The 18,857-nt window shown below is 43.8% G+C and carries 14 protein-coding genes; 12 read left to right on the forward strand and 2 right to left on the reverse strand.

The genetic code is table 11. From position 1 onward, the window contains the following. Positions 1-6 precede the first annotated feature (6 nt). From FLAVO9R_RS02910 to FLAVO9R_RS02945, 8 genes are all read left to right on the forward strand, one after another. Entirely contained in the window at positions 7-402 is a 396-nt protein-coding gene (locus FLAVO9R_RS02910; protein ID WP_171008969.1) for a DUF1249 domain-containing protein, read from the forward strand. Continuing rightward, positions 399-1,154 (forward strand): metallophosphoesterase family protein, encoded by a 756-nt coding sequence (locus tag FLAVO9R_RS02915; protein WP_159528612.1) that lies wholly within the window; start codon positions 399-401, stop codon positions 1,152-1,154. Before FLAVO9R_RS02910 ends, FLAVO9R_RS02915 begins: the two co-directional genes overlap by 4 nt. Beyond that, positions 1,151-1,735 carry a YqiA/YcfP family alpha/beta fold hydrolase gene (locus tag FLAVO9R_RS02920; protein WP_159528614.1) on the forward strand — a complete coding sequence of 195 codons (585 nt, stop codon included), beginning with the start codon at positions 1,151-1,153 and terminating at the stop codon, positions 1,733-1,735. Before FLAVO9R_RS02915 ends, FLAVO9R_RS02920 begins: the two co-directional genes overlap by 4 nt. A gap of 214 nt (positions 1,736-1,949) precedes the next feature. Then, on the forward strand, positions 1,950-3,845 hold the full coding sequence (parE, locus tag FLAVO9R_RS02925) for a DNA topoisomerase IV subunit B (RefSeq protein WP_159528616.1): 1,896 nt from the start codon (positions 1,950-1,952) through the stop codon (positions 3,843-3,845). Between the two features lie 469 nt (positions 3,846-4,314). After that, on the forward strand, positions 4,315-8,817 hold the full coding sequence (locus FLAVO9R_RS02930; RefSeq protein WP_159528618.1) for a chemotaxis protein CheB: 4,503 nt from the start codon (positions 4,315-4,317) through the stop codon (positions 8,815-8,817). A gap of 7 nt (positions 8,818-8,824) precedes the next feature. Next, complete coding sequence (locus tag FLAVO9R_RS02935) at positions 8,825-10,327, forward strand: GAF domain-containing protein (RefSeq protein WP_159528620.1); 1,503 nt, start codon at positions 8,825-8,827, stop codon at positions 10,325-10,327. Positions 10,328-10,469: 142 nt separating this feature from the next. After that, the gene (locus tag FLAVO9R_RS02940; RefSeq protein ID WP_159528622.1) at positions 10,470-11,147 is read left to right on the forward strand and encodes an HAD family hydrolase; all 678 of its coding nucleotides are present in this window, start codon (positions 10,470-10,472) and stop codon (positions 11,145-11,147) included. A 103-nt stretch (positions 11,148-11,250) separates the two neighbouring features. After that, positions 11,251-12,600 carry a hypothetical protein gene (locus FLAVO9R_RS02945; RefSeq protein WP_159528624.1) on the forward strand — a complete coding sequence of 450 codons (1,350 nt, stop codon included), beginning with the start codon at positions 11,251-11,253 and terminating at the stop codon, positions 12,598-12,600. 92 nt (positions 12,601-12,692) lie between these two features. Here FLAVO9R_RS02945 and FLAVO9R_RS02950 read toward each other — a convergent pair whose 3' ends face one another. After that, positions 12,693-13,007 (reverse strand): hypothetical protein, encoded by a 315-nt coding sequence (locus FLAVO9R_RS02950; RefSeq protein ID WP_159528626.1) that lies wholly within the window; start codon positions 13,005-13,007, stop codon positions 12,693-12,695. 159 nt (positions 13,008-13,166) lie between these two features. Between FLAVO9R_RS02950 and FLAVO9R_RS02955 the strand changes: the two genes are divergently transcribed. Further along, the gene (locus FLAVO9R_RS02955) at positions 13,167-13,358 is read left to right on the forward strand and encodes a hypothetical protein (protein ID WP_013785486.1); all 192 of its coding nucleotides are present in this window, start codon (positions 13,167-13,169) and stop codon (positions 13,356-13,358) included. A 2-nt stretch (positions 13,359-13,360) separates the two neighbouring features. Here the strand turns inward: FLAVO9R_RS02955 and epmB are convergent, their stop codons facing one another. Beyond that, positions 13,361-14,386, reverse strand: a complete 1,026-nt coding sequence (gene epmB, locus FLAVO9R_RS02960; RefSeq protein ID WP_159528628.1) for an EF-P beta-lysylation protein EpmB — start codon at positions 14,384-14,386, stop codon at positions 13,361-13,363. A gap of 36 nt (positions 14,387-14,422) precedes the next feature. Between epmB and efp the strand changes: the two genes are divergently transcribed. From efp to FLAVO9R_RS02975, 3 genes are all read left to right on the forward strand, one after another. Further along, positions 14,423-14,992 carry an elongation factor P gene (efp, locus tag FLAVO9R_RS02965; protein ID WP_013785484.1) on the forward strand — a complete coding sequence of 190 codons (570 nt, stop codon included), beginning with the start codon at positions 14,423-14,425 and terminating at the stop codon, positions 14,990-14,992. 191 nt (positions 14,993-15,183) lie between these two features. Next, positions 15,184-16,152, forward strand: a complete 969-nt coding sequence (gene epmA / locus FLAVO9R_RS02970) for an elongation factor P--(R)-beta-lysine ligase (protein ID WP_159528630.1) — start codon at positions 15,184-15,186, stop codon at positions 16,150-16,152. Between the two features lie 239 nt (positions 16,153-16,391). Continuing rightward, the gene (locus FLAVO9R_RS02975; protein WP_159528632.1) at positions 16,392-18,836 is read left to right on the forward strand and encodes a TonB-dependent receptor; all 2,445 of its coding nucleotides are present in this window, start codon (positions 16,392-16,394) and stop codon (positions 18,834-18,836) included. The last annotated feature ends 21 nt before the right edge of the window (positions 18,837-18,857 follow it).

The raw sequence follows: 18,857 nt of genomic DNA on the forward strand, positions 1-18,857 counted from the left end.
CCCACAATGCAGGCATTGTGCGAGCTAAACTACGCGCACATTCTTCGTATTTTGCCAGATTGTGATACCGAGGAACTTAACTACGTATTTACCGTGGGCGACACGCTTACGTACGAAATTAAGATTATTGAGTCTGCACGTTACACCAGTACGTTAAGCCTTAAACAAACGTCCGACGATATGCCCAGTTATTTAACGCCATCAATGACGGTACGTTTGTACCACGATGCCCGAATGGCCGAAGTCATAAATAGCCAAAATACGGGGGCTCTACAACCCTCTTACGAATACCCTAACTTAAAAATGCGCCAGCGCAATGAAAAGCAAATGGTGAATATCTTCCTTGCTGAGTGGTTAGATTTTTGCCGCAAATTGCGTCCTAAGGTAACCTCGCTAGCGTGAGTACCCTGCTGCATATTAGCGACTGCCATTTATTTGGTGATACCACTCGCCAAGGCTACGGCGCAATTAACCCTTATTACAGCTTAAAACAAATATTGATTGAAGCTTTCGAGCACTGCGAAAATATTAGCGCGGTAATCGTAACCGGTGATATTAGCGGCGATGATTCCTTAGCAAGCTATCAGCATTTTACTACCTTGATGGAAAACCACGTCACAACACCGGTTTATGTGATTGCGGGCAATCATGATAATAACCCTCACTTTGATACATTATCTGCTTACCTCCTTGTTGCTGGCGTGCCTGTTGAATTAAATGGTTGGCAAATTCACGGCCTAGATACACGTTTTGAAGGTGCAAGGGGGCAAGTAGATATTCATGAGCTTAAGGCTATAGGCAAGCAGGTAGCTGAAAATTCTCATCGCCATCATTTACTTGCTATGCACCACCATGCTTCGCCATCAGAGAGTTGGATGGATAAACACGACGTGTCTAACGCCGGTGAGTTTTTAAACTGGGTAGAGGAGGGCATTTCATTAGCGGCGATTATTCATGGCCATGTTCATTCCCCCCTTCGTTATACGCTTGGTACAAATAATCCGGTACCAGTGATGGGCTGCCCTGCGAGTTGTTGGCAGTGGGAAATGACGCCTGAATTTGCGGTAAGTAATGAACAGCCCGGTTATCAACTCATTAGGTTACACGGCGATGGAACGTTAACCTGCGACATAAAGAGAATAAAAACAATATGAAACACGTGTTATATCTTCATGGCTTTTTAAGCTCACCAAAGTCTGTAAAAGCGCAGGCCACCAAAGCCTATTTCAAGCAGCATCATCCCGATGTTACCTTGCATATTCCCGCGCTTTCGAATTACCCAAGCCAAGTAGAAAGCCAGTTAATGGCACTGATAAAAAGTAACCCCGCGTTAATTAATGATGGGCTGCGTGTTATTGGCAGTTCTATGGGCGGTTATTTATCTACGTTTTTGATTGAAAAGTTCTCGGGCAAAGCAGTATTGATAAACCCTGCTGTAAAACCTTATGAATTACTGCAAGGTTTTATTGGTGAGCATACCAACCCGTACACAGGTGAAGTATTCCACATCGTTGAAAGCGATATTGATGTAATAGAAAAGCTAGATGCTAAAGAATTGCAGCATGGACCTGCGTACAAGGTGCTATTGCAAACTGAGGACGAAACCTTAGATTATCGTTTAGCAGAAACAAAATACGCATCGAGCACGCTAGTCGTTGAGGAAGGCGGCGATCACAGCTTTATTGGCTTTGAAAATCACTTGCCCGCTATTGCCGACTTTCTACTTAACGATTAGAAGCCGTTAACGAAATCTTGCTGCTCGTTGTTGCGTTACTACTTGTAGTATTAATTTTAGAAGTATTAGCTTCATATCGTACCAACCAAGCTTGCTGACTTTCGCCTTTTCATTGCGAGGGTAGGCTAGCCTTGGTAACATCAATTTATCTTGCGTTGCAGTTGTCTTCTGCGTACGTTAACCCTTGTTGCTGGCTTAAATAATAACCATAACTATGTCAAATCAATATAACTCTGATGCAATTGAAGTCTTAAACGGTCTCGATCCGGTTAAGCGCCGCCCAGGCATGTATACCGATACCACTCGACCCAACCATTTGGGCCAAGAGGTTATCGATAACAGTGTGGATGAAGCCTTAGCAGGTCATGCATCCAACATTAAGGTTATCTTGCATGAAGACCAATCTCTTGAAGTCATTGATGATGGCCGAGGTATGCCGGTGGATATCCACCCAGAAGAGAAAATCTCTGGTGTAGAACTTATTTTAAGTAAGCTACATGCTGGGGGGAAATTCTCCAACAAAAACTATGCGTTTTCTGGGGGGTTACACGGTGTGGGCATTTCAGTGGTTAACGCCCTCTCCACACGGGTAGAAGTCACTATTCGTCGTGACAGTAACGTGTATCAAATTGCCTTTGCCAATGGCGATAAAATTGAAGAACTCGCGGTAATAGATACGTGTGGCAAACGTAACACTGGTACCCGGGTACATTTTTGGCCCGATCCGCAATACTTCGATTCAGCAAAATTCTCAGCCAGCCGTCTTATTCATAATCTTCGTGCAAAGGCCGTACTAAGTCCAGGTTTACGTATTCGTTTTGACAATAAAATCGCCAAAGATTCACAAGAATGGTACTACGAAGATGGTTTGCAAGATTACTTGTATCAAGCGGTACAAGAATACGAAACACTTCCTACCGATGTACCTTTTGTAGGTAGCTTTAAAGGTAACACCGAAGGCGCTGATTGGGCGGTAATGTGGCTGCCTGAAGGCGGTGAGTTAACCACCGAAAGTTACGTTAACCTTATTCCTACTGCCCAAGGCGGTACCCATGTAAATGGTATGCGCCAAGGCTTGTTAGAGTCTATGCGCGAGTTTTGTGAATTTAGAAACTTAATGCCTCGTGGGGTGAAGCTGTCACCGGATGATATCTGGGACCGATGTGCTTATATTTTATCTACCAAAATGCAAGACCCACAATTTGCAGGGCAAACCAAAGAGCGCTTATCGTCACGCCAAGCGTCTGCCTTTGTATCTGGCGTGGTAAAAGACGCGTTTAGCTTGTGGTTAAACCAGCATACCGAAGTGGCAGAAGCCTTGGCAGATATGTGTATTAACAATGCACAACGCCGTTTACGCCAAAACAAAAAAGTGGCGCGTAAAAAGGTCACCCAAGGGCCAGCACTGCCAGGTAAATTAACCGATTGTTCCTCTCAAGACATTTCCTACTCTGAGCTTTTCCTAGTGGAAGGAGATTCAGCAGGTGGTTCTGCCAAGCAAGCTAGAGACCGAGAATTCCAAGCTATCATGCCCCTTCGCGGTAAAATCCTAAATAGCTGGGAAGTAGACTCTTCACAGGTATTAGCATCACAAGAAATTCACGATATATCAGTAGCGTTAGGTATCGATCCAGATTCTACCGATTTATCTGGCTTACGGTACGGTAAAATTTGTATATTAGCGGATGCCGACTCCGACGGACTGCATATTGCTACCTTGCTGTGTGCGTTGTTTGTGAAGCACTTTAGAACGCTAGTCGACCAAGGCCATGTTTATGTAGCCATGCCGCCTCTATTTCGTATCGATGTGGGCAAAGAAGTATATTACGCCCTCGATGAAGGTGAAAAACAAGGCATACTAGATCGTATAGAAGCCGAGAAGAAACGCGGTAAAGTAAACGTTCAACGCTTTAAAGGGCTAGGTGAAATGAACCCGTTGCAGCTTCGTGAAACTACGATGGATCCTAATACCCGTCGGTTGGTTCAACTCACTATAGAAGACTCGGCAGAAATGCTAGAGTTGATGGACATGCTGTTAGCTAAAAAGCGTTCTGGCGACAGAAAAGTCTGGCTTGAAAGTAAAGGAAACATGGCGGAAGTCGGGGTTTAACTCTTACTTGCCTGTTAGCCATATCGGTATCGATATGGCTTTACTCTGTCCAATACCCTTCGTTGTTCACGTATTAATTCCTCAAGCAATTCGCCTATCAATAAGTATGCATTTACCCATTACTTTCAAGCTTCTTTGCTGCTCCCCTTCACTAATATCTTCCTGTTTAGCGCCTCGATTTCAAAACTATATTTAACGTGATGAAATAGTTATCAAATAATATTGATAAATTATTTATCTAAGACCAGCGAGTTATCGTGATTTTTACGTTAGTTTTCAGCATCAACATTGGGGTTTTTGAACCTTTTAGGCGCATAACACGTTTTATTTAACGTAATAATATTAGACTTTAGTATATTTCTGGAGTGCTAGTTACTGGTATAGTAAGCGTATTAGATGCGGTGAAGATGCCGCAATTACTGAGTGTTCGCATTGGCATTCAGTTAACTCAAACGGAGCTAAATGTAGTATGGAATCTTTACCGTCATCGCGGGTGACTAAGCCTGAGATAGCTCCTTTTATTGTTGGCGTAGGCTCTTCAGCGGGTGGAATAGAAGCATTAATCAACTTGGTAAGCGAATTACCAAAAGCCATCAATGCGTCTTTTATTATTGCTCAGCATTTATCTCCTACCCATAAAAGCCAAATGACGGAAATATTGGCGCGAGAAACTGAATACCCTGTGGTTGAGGCTACGCCGCATTGCAAAATTAAAGCAAACACCATTTATGTGGGCCCACCGGGTTACCACCTTAAATACAAAGAGGGGTATTTACACCTCGATAAATCACCGGATGAACTATCTCCTAAGCCCTCCGTAAACCTCTTGTTTGAATCATTAGCTGATGAAATTGGCGATCACGCAATTGGCGTTATCTTATCGGGTACTGGCAGCGATGGTGCCAGAGGGCTGAAAGCTATTAAAAGCGTGGGTGGATTTGCCTTTGTACAAGACCCTGCCTCAGCAAAGTATGATGGCATGCCCAAAGCAGCTCTCGAAAATGTGGCTGTGGATTCAATTCTTGAGCCCCAAGAAATGGGGCAAGAAATAGCACATATTTCTCAGAACATAGCACGCAATTTCTTAGCTGTGCAGGAAGACACTCGAAGTGAATTAATGAGTGAGCTCTACGGAAAGATAAGAACGGCTACAAAAATAGACTTCAGTTTTTATAAACAGTCGACCTTATTGCGCAGAGTGAACCGCCGTTTAATTGCCACACAAACTGAAGATTTGCCGTCTTATCTGGCTTATTTAGATAATAACGCTGACGAAGTCATTGCGTTGTCGAAAGAGCTACTGATTTCAGTTACCGACTTTTTCAGGGATAACACGGCATTTAAAGCTATCAATACACATATTGAGAGTATTGTAGAGCGTAAAAACAGTGGCGACGCTATTCGGTTTTGGGTAGCAGGATGTGCTACAGGGGAAGAGGCATATTCATTAGCCATCTTGTTTCTAGAAGCTATTGAGAAGCAGGGTATTGATGCCAACTTACAGGTTTTTGCGACTGATATCGACGAAAATGCGCTCTCAGTTGCTCGTAAAGGTGCTTATTCTGTTCAAGCCATAGCGAGCCTTTCATCGGATTTAACCGACAAATACTTTCGATATGCAGACAATGCATATTATCCGCAAAAGCGACTGCGTGATGTGATCACCTTTTCTCGTCAGGACATCACTCGCGATCCGCCGTTCTTACACCTTGATATGGTGTCGTTTAGAAATGTACTTATCTACTTTAACAGCGAATTGCAGCAGCGGGTTTTATCGCTGTTTCGCTACTCGCTAACCAAAGAAGGTATTCTATTTCTAGGTAAGTCTGAATCGATTGGCTCAACAGAAGATATGTTTGTTGCCCTTGATAGGCGCAGTAGAGTTTTTAAAGTAAGCGAGGCGTCTAAGCCTCCCGCACTCCCGAAAATGTTAAAAAGCCATGTAGATATCACCAAAACGAAAACGGCTATCACTAACAGCTACGAAAATATTTTCACTCGTTCCGTTCTAGATAGTTTTGGCCCAAGTTTACTAATAAGTGAAAGATTTGCCATTTTGCACTCGCATGGCAACTTACAACGCTTTATTACTTTTCCATCTGGGGTGCCCGATCTTAACTTATCGAAACTGATTGCTGCGCCTTTTGCCGCAGACTTAATCTCTTGCGTAAATAAGGCAAGTCGAACAGGTGAAATAGCGACAAGCCGAGCTAAGCGATTGGCTGACGATGACAGTCAACTGTGGAAGTTACGGGTACTGCCTCTGGAAAATCAAAGTCCTCAGCATTACTTGGTTAATTTTTACGAAGACGACACTATTATTAATGTCGAGCCTAAAGAGGCAGTGGCAAACAATGAGGCTGATGTGGCTGAGTTGATTGCGGCCCGTGAGCAACTACAAACGCTTACCGAAGAAATGGCTGCCTCTGCAGAAGAAATGCAGGCACTTAATGAAGAAGTGCAAGCTGCTAATGAAGAGCTACAAGCGAATAACGAAGAACTTGAAGCTACTAATGAAGAGCTTCAGGCTACCAACGAAGAACTCATTAGCGTCAATGAAGAAAGCATGCGTAAGTCTGCTGATTTAGGGGCGATAAACAGTGAATTGATGAGCGTTTACAACACGTTAGATTTTCCAATTTTGGTATTTGATACTGATACCTGTTTAAGCCGAACTAATGACGCCGCCAATCGCCGTTTTCACTTGAATAACGGTTCGTTTAAAAAGCCGATGTACTCGCTAAATTTCCCTGACTATTTTGAAGACATTGAAAAGCGTTTAAGTAAAACCCTGCGCAATGGGGTAAATACCAGCATGGTGATCAAGCCATCTAGCCAAGAAACTTACAATGTGTTCATTACGCCAATTCTAAACAACCGAGACCGCATCACTGGGGCTATTTTAGTTATTATTGATAATTCAGAGTTGGTTATTGCCCACGAGCGAATTGAAAAAAGCCAAGAGCAGCTTCTATCTATCATGAATAACTCATTGGCGTTAATTGCACTTAAAGATAATGCGGGCCGATATGAGTTTGTTAACTCGCGGTTTGAGGACGTCTTTGGCGTAACCGCAGAGGATGTGATTGGCAAAACCGACCTTCAAATCTTTGAGCGAGATACGGCTCGTCAGTTCCGTGAAAAAGACTTAGATACTATGCGTAACTTGTCTCCGGTAGAAACCCTTGATGAGTTCACCTTACGGGCCGGTAAAGTTATTATAAAAAGTGTGCGATTCCCTATTTTTGATGCCGAAGGCACGATTAAATCAATTTGCACACAAGCAACTGATATTTCAAAAGAGCTACATGCCAATGAACAATTACGTTTAGCCGGCAAGATATTTGAACGTACCAGCGAAGCGATTCTTGTCACCGATGCAAACCAGCGCATTCTTACCACTAACGAAACGTTTGCTGAGTTGACGGGCTTTTCTCAGCAAGAGTTAACTGGCAAAACGCCAAAAATGCTGGAATCAGGGGAGCACTCGGAAGATTTCTTTGTAGCAATGAAAGCCTCGTTGAATGAACGAGGGTTTTGGCAAGGTGAGGTCATTAACAAAGTTAAAAATGGTAGCCACGTAAAAATGTGGTTAACGGTTAATGCGGTGAAAGGTGCCAATGGCGATATTGTTAACTACGTGGCGGCCTATAGTAATATTGACGAAATAAAGAATATGCAGCGCCGTATTGAATATCTCGCTACCCATGACGAGCTTACAGGGCTACCCAATAGAACCGTGTTGCTTGAACGCCTGGAATTAATGATTAGTGGGGCGAAGCGAAGCAAACAATTATGCGGTGTACTCTTTGTTGATTTAGATAACTTTAAGCCGGTTAACGATAACTTGGGCCATAAGGTAGGCGATTTGCTACTCAAGCAAGTCACGAAGCGTCTGCAACAATGTATTCGCGACACAGATATGTTGGCACGAATAGGTGGCGATGAGTTTGTAGCCCTAATATCGGCATCTCATATTGACGAGGTTGATGATATTGCAAAGCGTATTATCAGTCAGGTTCAAAACGAGTTTGATGTATCTACCCATTCTATTTCAGTTTCTGCGAGCATTGGTATCGCCGTTTACCCTGCTGATGGGATCAGCTCAGAAGTACTCTTGCAGCACGCAGATGAAGCCATGTATTTAGCAAAATCTTCTGGTCGCAACCAATATCAGTACTTTACTGCTAAGATGAAAGAACAGGCATTGGCGCGGTTAGAAGTTGAGAAACAGCTTAAAGTGGCGCTAGAAGGTAAACAGTTTTCTATGGTGTACCAGCCACAGTACGAGTCTACTTCGAACGTCATAGTTGGCGCCGAGGCATTGTTGCGCTATAAAAATAGCGACGGTGAAGTACTCAATGCTGAGTCATTTATTAATATTGCCGAGCGTGGAAAACTGATTGAAACAATTGGCTTTCATGCGGTTGAGTTGGTAGCGCGAGAAATTGCTCAATATATTCAGCTTGGTAGTAAACTGCCCGCCATAGCGATTAATTTATCTGGAGCGCAGTTGCTTACATCTGATTTTATTAAAAACTTTGTGGCAGTACTTGAGCGTTATGAACTAACCGCAGGCCTATTTAAATTCGAAGTATCAGAAAAAGATATTGAAAGTGGTGAAGAGCGAATTTTCCATCGGTTGAAGACTTTGGCCGCCATGGGCAGTATGATCAGTATAGATGACTATGGTCTGTACAACAGTGCGATATCTCAGCTTCAGCGAAGCGGTGCGAGTGAAATTAAGCTTTCCAGCCGATTAATGGCCGACGCTAGCGACAACAAAGACACATACAAACTCATCCAAGCATTGGTTAATGCAGGAAAAGCCCTAGGCCTTAAAATCATCGCGGATAAAGTTGAAACTCAACAACAACTCGAATACTTACGAGATATCGGGTGCGATGTGGTACAGGGGCTGGTTCTTTCACCTATGCTTACTTGCTTAGAGCTTAATAAAAAAATTAGCTAACAAGATTATGAACACTGATACGATTACCCTAAATAAACACGATGCTGAGATGGACACCTTGGTTGAAAATTGCGAAAAAGAGGCTTTGCACTTAAGTGGCAAGGTACAGCAATTTGGTGGTGCGTTTTTTATCGATAGTGAATCCCTACAGGTAACTGCGGCTAGCAGTAATTTGGCCCGTTTCATTCAACTTTCGCCCTCTGAACTGGTGGGCTGCCCGGTAAAATCACTCGACTGGTTGCCGTTAAGTTTACTGTATAACTTAGGGTCAAAGCCTGGCGACAGAGCTTATGCCTTTAACGAGCCCGTCAACGATGATGTGATGAATTTTAGAAGCCATCGTAGCGACGAAGGTATTTTAATTGAGATAGAGTCTAGTATTACCAACGTCTCTCAGCGTCAGTACTTACAATTAAGATCCTCAATACTTCCGACTATCGAACAGCATTGGGAAGATAAAGATTTTTGGGAGCAACTTATCTCAACCCTTGATGAGTTTTTGCCCTGTGAGCGTATACTGCTTTATCGCTTTAATGAGCTTTGGAGCGGCGAAGTCGTGGCCGAAAAGGTGATTGAAGGGGCAGCGAAGTATCTCGGACTAAAATTTCCAGCATCGGACATACCTGCTATTGCCCGTCAAATGTATTATGAGAATCCGTCACGATATATTGCTAGCAGTGTTACACCGCCAGCTCACTTTCTGAATCAAGCAGAACAACCGCTAAACTTAACTTACTCAGACTTACGAAGTGTGTCGCCAATTCATGGCGAATACATGCAAAATATGGGGGTGGCTACGTCATTTTCTATTCCTATCATTCAAACCGGTAAGCTGTGGGGCATAGTGTCCTGTCACAATAGCACCGAATCGCACATTGATGCGCAATTGCGCCATCAAGCTGAAATGCTGGTTAAGTATTTTTCTATGGTGTACTCCACGCACAAATCGAAAAAGCGCCTGCAATTACTGACATCTTTGGACGAGAAGGTTGGCGCCATTACGCATAAGCTTCGCTTGAAAGATGCCCAAGCAACCCAAGCTTTCCTAGAAGACGTAAAGCGAGATTTCACCGCATGCGGGGCGGCCATTTTTATTAATGGGGAGTGGTTTTTCAGTAACGATGATGGTTATGATAAAAGACAACTAAAGCGTATCGATAAAGTCTTTCAGTCAGACACCTCTGATGTGATTCTGCATACACAAGATATTCGCCAGCACACAGGGCTAGAGACATTAGACCCAGAAAATGTAAGAGGCGTGATGCTAATTCGTATGAACTACGAATTAGCCAAAGCACGATTGTATATTTTTAGACAGCCCGAAGCGCAAATAACACACTGGGCTGGTAAACCGGAAAAAGGCGTTAACGAACAAGGCATGCTATCGCCACGTGCGTCTTTTGAGCGGTGGAGTGAAGTTGATGGTGAGCAAAGCTTACCGTGGACTAAACGAGATATTTTGTTTTCCAAAAAACTGCGGGCATCGTTAATCCGAACGCTAACACGTTAGGTATTTAGTCTGACAATCTATCTAGAACCTCCTGATTGGAGGTTCTTTTTTTCAAGTACAGTTACCACTACATTTTTCAACAATCTTTCACGCAAGAAGTCGAAAAGTCGTTTTAATATTTGTTCATATTCGAGGTGAACCGATGGCAAATTCTTCCGTTTCCAATAACACTACCACGCTATTGTTTGATCACGATGGTACCTTGATTAATTCAGAACACGTCCACTTTGCACTGTGGCAAGAAATAGTGGCCAGTTATGGTGCAGAGCTAACAGATGAATTTTACTGCAAAGCAATGGCGGGTATACCGGTTAAGCAAAATGCCAAAGATGTCGTTGAGCATTTCTCATTAGACGAAACCCCTGAGCAATTGGCCAAAAAGAAACACGAAAAAATTGAAGCGTATCTTTCTCAGCAAGCTTTCCCACTTATGCCACACGCTGCTGAAACCATCAAGGCGTGCGCAAATGCAGGGTACACCATAGGGATAGTAACGGGGGGAAGTACATTGTCAGTTGAAAAAACATTGACTGATTATGGCCTAGCTAACTACATTTCATGTGTGGTGGCGGTAGAAGATGTTACTCACAGTAAACCTGCACCCGATTGCTACCAGTTAGCAATGGAGAAGTTAGGTGTATCCCCAGCCCAGTGTATTGCCATTGAAGATACTCACACTGGCATGCAGTCGGCGTTGTCGGCTGAATTAGCGTGTGTAGTTATTCCTACTACGCAATCGGCTACCCACGATTTTACCAACGCCACTTCCCGTTACGAAAGCTTACAATTATGGGTGGAACAAGAGATCACAGGTCGCTAGTCATAAACACTAGATTTAGCTACTATTTCTATTCTTCACAACGTAGCGTGCTGGTAATGTCACGGTTGTATGTATTCATGGTGTTTGGGGAAGTGATTAAATCATGAGAAGTGTGGGTCGTTGGGTTCTTGGTGTTATCGTTACTGTATTCGTGGTTACTTTTATCATATTGATAGGGGTGAGCGTTGCTGTGGTTCAGCGTTCGCCGTTAGTGGTGGCTAGTGCACCAAACCAATTAGATGGCGCAGATAGCGTGAACGACTTACTGTCTCAGTTACAAAATGCGTTCACTGAGCGCAGTTCTAACCACGTTATTCATTTGACAGAAACCCAAATTGAAAGCTTAGTAGGCGTATTGCAGCGAGCCGTGCCTAATTTTAGTGGCGTAGTGAACGTTACCGAAGTGGGCAGTACTATTACCTTTACCTTTTCACCCAGTAGTGTTGATTTATATTTCAATGTATCAGCATTGATTTTACCCGGCGACAGCCTGCAAATTGATTATATTAGTGTGGGCGATTTGTCTTTGTCTGGGCCTCTCATGCTAGCATTTGCTGAAAAGGGTATAAATTATTGGACAAAGTCTGAAATTGCCACTATTGCCCTGACGCGGGTTGAAAAAGTGACGATGCGCCGCGGTGAGGTGTCTTTACATACTGCGCCACTGGCCTCTTTGTTAGAAGAGCTTACCGTGGTTTCTAACAATATGGGCGTAGAAGAAGAAACAGAGCTTCAAACCCTTGCGGCTTATTATTTGCGTTACATCTCAGGGCGAGATTTAGCGCTATCAAAGCAGCCAGTGCCTCTTATTGAGTACTTACGGGAAGGTATGGCCCGTGCAAGAGAGCAGAGTAATTCTGCACAACAGGCTGCTCTACATAACAAAGCGGTGATTTTGGCTCTTGCAGCGTATGTGGGGCACTATCGTATTGGTAGCTTAGTGGGCGACTTACAGCCCGATCCGACAAAAGCATTAAAGCCTCGTGCCCCTGCTATTTTACTAGAGCGTAACGACTTAGCCCGTCATTTCATTATTTCCGCCGCCCTAGAGTTACTTGCCGAGCAAGACATGTCGTGGGCAATTGGTGAATTTAAAGAGTTAATGGACAGAGGCACAGGTGGTTCAGGCTACAGTTTTGTGGATTTAGGTGCCGACATGTCGGGCTCACAATTTGCCCGAGTGGCGACCATGCCTGAGCATGCCGAAAGTACGCAAAATGCTGTGGCACGAATCCAATCTGATTCCGATATTGTTCCAGCGATAAAAGCCTTTCCTGAAGGATTAAGTAAGCAAGCGTTTACCGAGAAGTATGGACGTGTAGACAGTGAAGCTTATTTAAATGAAGTGGCTGAGATTAAGCGCCTTATCAAACAAGTGCCTATGTATCAGAAGGCGCATGCTGAAGGGAATTTAATAAATCAAATTGAAGCGGGTGAGGTCGGGGAACACTAATAGCTTGCGCTAGCCCCCAAACCTAAAAACAACCATGCTAGTTTAGATGTGAGCCAAGACAGCATCGGTATTTTCAGCATTGAAATGCTCGTCTATTTACTTGCTAGCGACTGCTGAAATTGAGATACGGTAGTGAGTGCCAATTCAATCTTTTTAATCAGTGCGGGCAGAGCTGCTTTTGCTTCTTCCTCTGTCATGTCTTTCAAAGCTTGCCAATCTAACGCAATCTCTTCTACATAAGGGCCAAAGCGTTTTGCTTGTGTGGTGAACGGACTATCTTCAGCAAATATGGCGGCAAACTTGCCTTGACTGTCTTTTTGCAAACGATCCAATGCCTGATCCGCATCTACCGCCTTTCGGTAAAGGGTCTGGATAGTATCCTGAAGTTGCTGGTGAATAGCTTGCATATATATCCTCAAAAAGCGCCTCAAAAAGACGTCTCACAAATTTTGCCTAAAAAGCAGTGTAAAATTAGATTAAAGTTTCAGCATACTGAGCCGATAACCTCGAAGGTGGGCAATTTTGCCTATTTTTTTACTTTGCTTCAAGCAACAAAGGAAAACGGTATGGATCTACAAGGTGCTAGTGCCTCTGGAACGTCCGGTGCGTCACTTGAACTCGCTTCGCTTAAGTTGGCCAAAGGGCAACAAGAGCAAGAAGGAAAAGCGGCGCTTCAGCTATTAGAAAATTCAGCTGACGTACCAAAATCAACATCTTCTAACCCAGCGGTAGGCGCAAATATAGATACTTTCGCTTAAGGTCAGGGATGTAAATGTAAGTCGATAGGCGTTTTGCCAGGCTGAGCGCCTATCTCTCTAACGAGTTTAGGCACAAGGAAGCCTGGTAGGCGCTTTATCGCTTCTTGCATAATCTGTCTTGCCATGTCGTCACTTACATAGAAATGACTTGCCCCTTGTACTTTATCAAGTACATGCAAATAGTAGGGCAGAACCCCCGCATCAAATAAACGCTCACTTAATTCACACAGTGCATCTGCTGAGTCATTCACATCTTTTAGTAACACCGATTGGTTTAACAGGGTAACACCGTGAGTGCGCAATTTCTCTAAGCGGCTCTTAAGTGCTGGTGATACTTCATTCGTATGGTTAACATGCAACACGAGTATTTTTTGAATAGGCAGCTGAGTAAACCAGTCAAAAAAAGCATTATCGAGGCGTTCGGGTAGTACAACCGGTAAACGGGTGTGAATACGAAGTCGTTTAATATGAGGTATTGCGGCGATTTCTTTTGCTAATGCGGCTAGGTGATCATCTTTTGCCATTAGCGGATCGCCGCCCGAAAAAATCACTTCGTTAATCGCTGGGTTGCCCGCAATGTATTCTAATGCCTCTTGCCACTGGGTATTATTTACCGCGTTATCGGCATAAGGGAAGTGTCTGCGAAAGCAATAACGGCAATTAACCGCACACCCAGTACGTACCATTAATAATACGCGAGAGTCGTACTTATGTAGCAAACCTTTACCAGCAGTGTCGTGTTCTTCTAATGGGTCTTTCGTGTAACCCGGTTCAATACTAAACTCTTGTTTAAGCGGCATCACTTGCAGAAAAAGCGGGTCGTTCGGGTTTCCTTTTTCCATTAACGAGGCAAAGTGCCGAGGAACACGCATAGGAAAAAGGCGTCGTGCTTTACTGTCTTGCTCGTAGTCTTTGCTAGGTAAATCTAAAAAAGACAACAGCTTTTCAGGGCTGGTAAAGCTATTAGCTAATTCTTTTTGCCAGTTATGCTCTACAGAAATCGCTTTTTTAGGTATTATTTGTTCCACGAAATTTTTTGTACCTTATGTTTAGACAGAGGAATTATGGCTAATTACAGCACTAACGAGTTCAAAGCCGGCCTGAAAATCATGCTGGACGGTGAACCTTGTAACATTTTAGAAAACGAATACGTGAAGCCGGGCAAGGGTCAGGCATTTAACCGCGTTAAAATTCGTAAACTTATTTCAGGTAAGGTTTTAGAAAAAACCTTCCGCTCTGGTGAGTCAGTAGAAGGCGCAGATGTTTTAGACACTGAGCTTGCTTACTTGTACACCGACGGCGAATTCTACCACTTTATGAACAACGAAACATTCGAACAAATCGCGGCTGACGAAAAAGCAGTAGGCGATAGTGTTAAGTGGTTGGTAGAAAACGATGTGTGCGTTATCACCTTGTGGAACGGTACGCCAATTACAGTAACGCCACCCAACTTCGTTGAACTTGAAATTACTGAAACTGACCCAGGCCTTAAAGGCGATACAGCGGGTACAGGTGGTAAGCCAGCTACACTAACAACGGGCGCAGTAGTACGTGTTCCTTTGTTTGTGCAAACAGGTGAAGTGATTAAAGTAGATACTCGCTCTGGTGAGTATGCGTCTCGCGCGCAAAAGTAAGTAACAAAAGTAAGTTAGAAATAAGAAACAGCTGCAGTTAGCCGATGCCGTATTTGGCATCGGTAACTCGCTTACTGTTACGCATTTTTTCCTATGCGTTATTCGCCAAATAAAGCTTGCTAATCGATAGCCCCAAAGCTGTTTATCATATTTGTCATCATCCTTATTAATAAGCAAAGACACCTCTGTTCATGAACGACTGGCACCCTACCTCATCACATGATTCTCGAATTGCGCGAGCCAATTTACTGCGTAGCATAAGACACTTTTTCTATACCCGAGATGTGCTAGAAGTAGAAACGCCATTATTGTCCAGCGGCACGGTAACCGATGAACATCTCGATGCATTCCTTACAAAGTTCAATCATTCGCAGGATGGCGCACCGGTAGACCTTTACCTGCAGACTTCACCTGAATTTGCTATGAAGCGCCTATTGTGTGACCAAAGTGGTGCTATTTATCAAATCTGCAAAGCATTTCGACACGAAGGGGAAGGGCGCTGGCATAACCCTGAATTCACTATGCTGGAATGGTATCGACCGGGCTTCGACCATCATGCCCTAATGCAGGAAGTTGATGCGTTATTAATACAAACGCTAGGCACAGATACCGGCGAGATGATCAGTTATCAAGATGTGTTTAAATTTCAGTTGGGTATTGACCCGCTAACCGCTACAGATGAGATGCTTCTGGCTAAAATGGCTGACTGCACTATCGATATTTCAAGCCCTAAACAGCTTGATAAAGACAGTAAACTACAACTGCTGTTTTCAACGGCGATTGAACCGGTTATTGGCCAAGAACGGCCATGTTTTGTGTTTGGGTTTCCTGCTTCACAAGCATCTCTTGCCCGTATCAATAAACAAGACTCACGTACTGCCGACAGATTCGAAGTGTATTTTAAAGGGGCAGAGTTGGCGAATGGCTTTCATGAATTAAACGAGGCTTCGGAACAAAAGCAACGCTTCGAGCACGACAATCAAAAGCGTCGCAGCAATGGCCAGCCTACAAAGCCCATTGATACACGATTTTTGTCTGCGCTGAAAAGCGGCTTGCCACACTGCGCAGGGGTAGCGTTAGGTATAGATCGGTTGTTAATGCTTAAATTAGGCGCGTCGCATATTAAAGAGGTGCTTAACTTTCCAGTGAGTAGGGCGTAAATTTTTATTTTCAGTCTCAGATATTATTGGTTCAAGATCTTATCAGTACCCGCTTAACCCAGAGCGCTGCGTACACTAATCAATTACTTATTTACATAATAAACATTGTCGTTGAATGAAGTTAAATCATAGACAAGTTGCCATTGACAATAAACGCCCTAACCTACAAAATGTTATAACATCACAAAAGTGACCATGCAAATGGTCAAAATGAATAAAAATTTGTTAGGGAAACCGTTATGAAAATGCGTTCACTGCTAAGTCTTACGATAGCAGGTCTACTTTCGTCTCCATCCTTTGCGACTGTTATTAGCGGTAAAGTTACCGATGTATCAGGTCAGCCCGTTGAAGGTGCCGAGGTTAGCATTGAAGGTACTCGCCGAGTCGTTACCACCGATGAAAATGGTGTTTACCGTTTTAGCGATGTTAAGCAAACTCATGTACATCTTCACGTATTTTCAAGCCAATATATTCATGGTGACAACGACCTTGGTGAAATCGTGGGTGACAAAACCGTTGATTTTTCACTTATCCCTTCGTCAGTTGAAAATATTGTTGTGACGGCTACTGCATTACAATCTTCAGTGCTTGAGTCTGTTACGCCCGTTACCGTGATTGGAGCAGAGCGTCTTAGACGTATTGAAGCGCCTACATTAGGCGAAACCTTAAAGAATACGCCTGGGGTACAAAGCACGTACTTTGGCCCAGTTTCAAGTAGCCCAATTATTCGTGGTAACGATGGCCCACGGGTTAAAATTGTTCAAAACGGGTTAGATGTTTCTGATGTATCTCGTGTTGGCCCTGACCACAACGTCACGAGCAACCTGGCAAGTGCCACACAAGTAGAAGTGCTTCGTGGTCCTGCAACATTACAATATGGAAGCGGCGCCATTGGCGGTGTGGTTAATATTGTTGATAAGCGTATTGTGCAACATCAAATGGACGGTGTTGAAGGCGAGGCTGAAGTTAGCTACAGCACAGTAGATAACGGTAAATACGCTCGCGGTGATGTCACTGGTGGCAGCGGTAATTTTGCATGGCATATCGATGGCTACTCTCGTAACACAGATGACACTGATATTCCTGGTTATGCCTCAGTAGAGCCTGATGAAGACGAAGCATACGGTGTATTAGAAAGCACTGCGATGGAAACCAGCGATATAACGGCTGGCTTGTCTTATATTGGTGAGGAAGGTTACTTTGGCTTTGCGGTAGAGCAACTTGATAACCGTTATGGCGTGCCTGGTCACAGTCACGAACATGAAGAAGACCACGATGATGAAGATCATGATGAAGAAGATCACGACGAAGAAGATCATGATGAAGAGTTGCACGAAGAAGAAGGCGTATTGATTGACGTAGACATGACACGTTATCAAGCGGCAGGCGAATGGCATTCACCTATCAAAGGGTTAACCAATGCTAAGTTTGCTGCGGCTTATACCGATTACGAACACGTTGAAATTGAAGATGGCGAGCAAGGGACTATCTTCACTAACAAATCTAGCGATATACGCGCTTCAGTGTCTCACGAAGAAGTGGATGGCTGGCATGGTGTGCTAGGTGTTCAATTCCAACACAGTGATTATGAAGCAGAGGGGGAAGAAGCCTTTACCCCTGCAAATACCTCTTCTAACTATGCTGTCTACCTTGTAGAGCAAAAAGTCGTGGGTGATGTGACCTTCGAATTAGGTGGTCGTGTTGAATACACCGAATACGATGCCGATGACAGTGAATTATCTCTTGAAGTGACCCATGCTGATGAAGAAGAGCATGAAGAAGAAGAGGATCACGAAGAACATGAAGAGCAAGTCACGTCTTATAGCTTCAATAAGTATGACTTCACCAGCACGTCTTTATCTGCTGGTTTAAACTGGGAATATGCAGAAGGTCGCTCAATTGCCACTACACTTTCACGTAGTGAGCGTGCGCCTAGCCAACAAGAGCTGTTTTCTGCAGGTCAGCATTTGGCCACACAAAGCTACGAGCTAGGTTTGGTTTTTGACTTAGATGAAGACGGTCATATTGAAGAAGGCTTAAAAGACGTAGAAAAAGAAGTTAGCACTAATATCGATGTTACTTTCCGTAAATTCACCGGCGATTGGGGTTATACGGTTTCATTGTTTTATAACCAAGCGGATGATTATATTTATCAAACGAATACTGGGTTATTGGCAATAACTGAAGAGCACGAAGATCACGAGGAAGAAGATGAGGAAGGCCATGAAGAAGAAGGCACACCTATCTACTACTTCCAGCAAGCTGATGCGGATATCTGGGGCTTAGAAGCCGAAGCCTACTACGATATAAACGCGCAAGTACGCGTGACGGTATTTAGCGATTACATTAACGCAGAAATTGATGATGATAACCTGCCTCGAACGCCACCTATGCGATTTGGTGGTAACATCAGTTATGTGAGCAATGGGCTAAGTGCTGATGTTGGCGTAACTTGGTATGATGACCAAGACGACGTTGCGTCTTACGAGACACAAACCGATGGTTATACCTTGTTAGATGCTAGTGTTCAGTACGAATTTGGCGGCCAAGGCGTTGAGTGGATTGTTTATGCAAAAGGAAACAATTTAACAGACGAAGAGGCTCGCGTTCATACATCATTTTTGAAAGATCAGGCGCCACTACCTGGCCGTAATCTTACGCTAGGAGTACGTGCGCTGTTCTAATATTGCAGCGAAAACGGGGTG

Source organism: Alteromonas sp. 38 (assembly GCF_902506055.1).
GTDB lineage: Bacteria > Pseudomonadota > Gammaproteobacteria > Enterobacterales > Alteromonadaceae > Alteromonas > Alteromonas lipotrueae.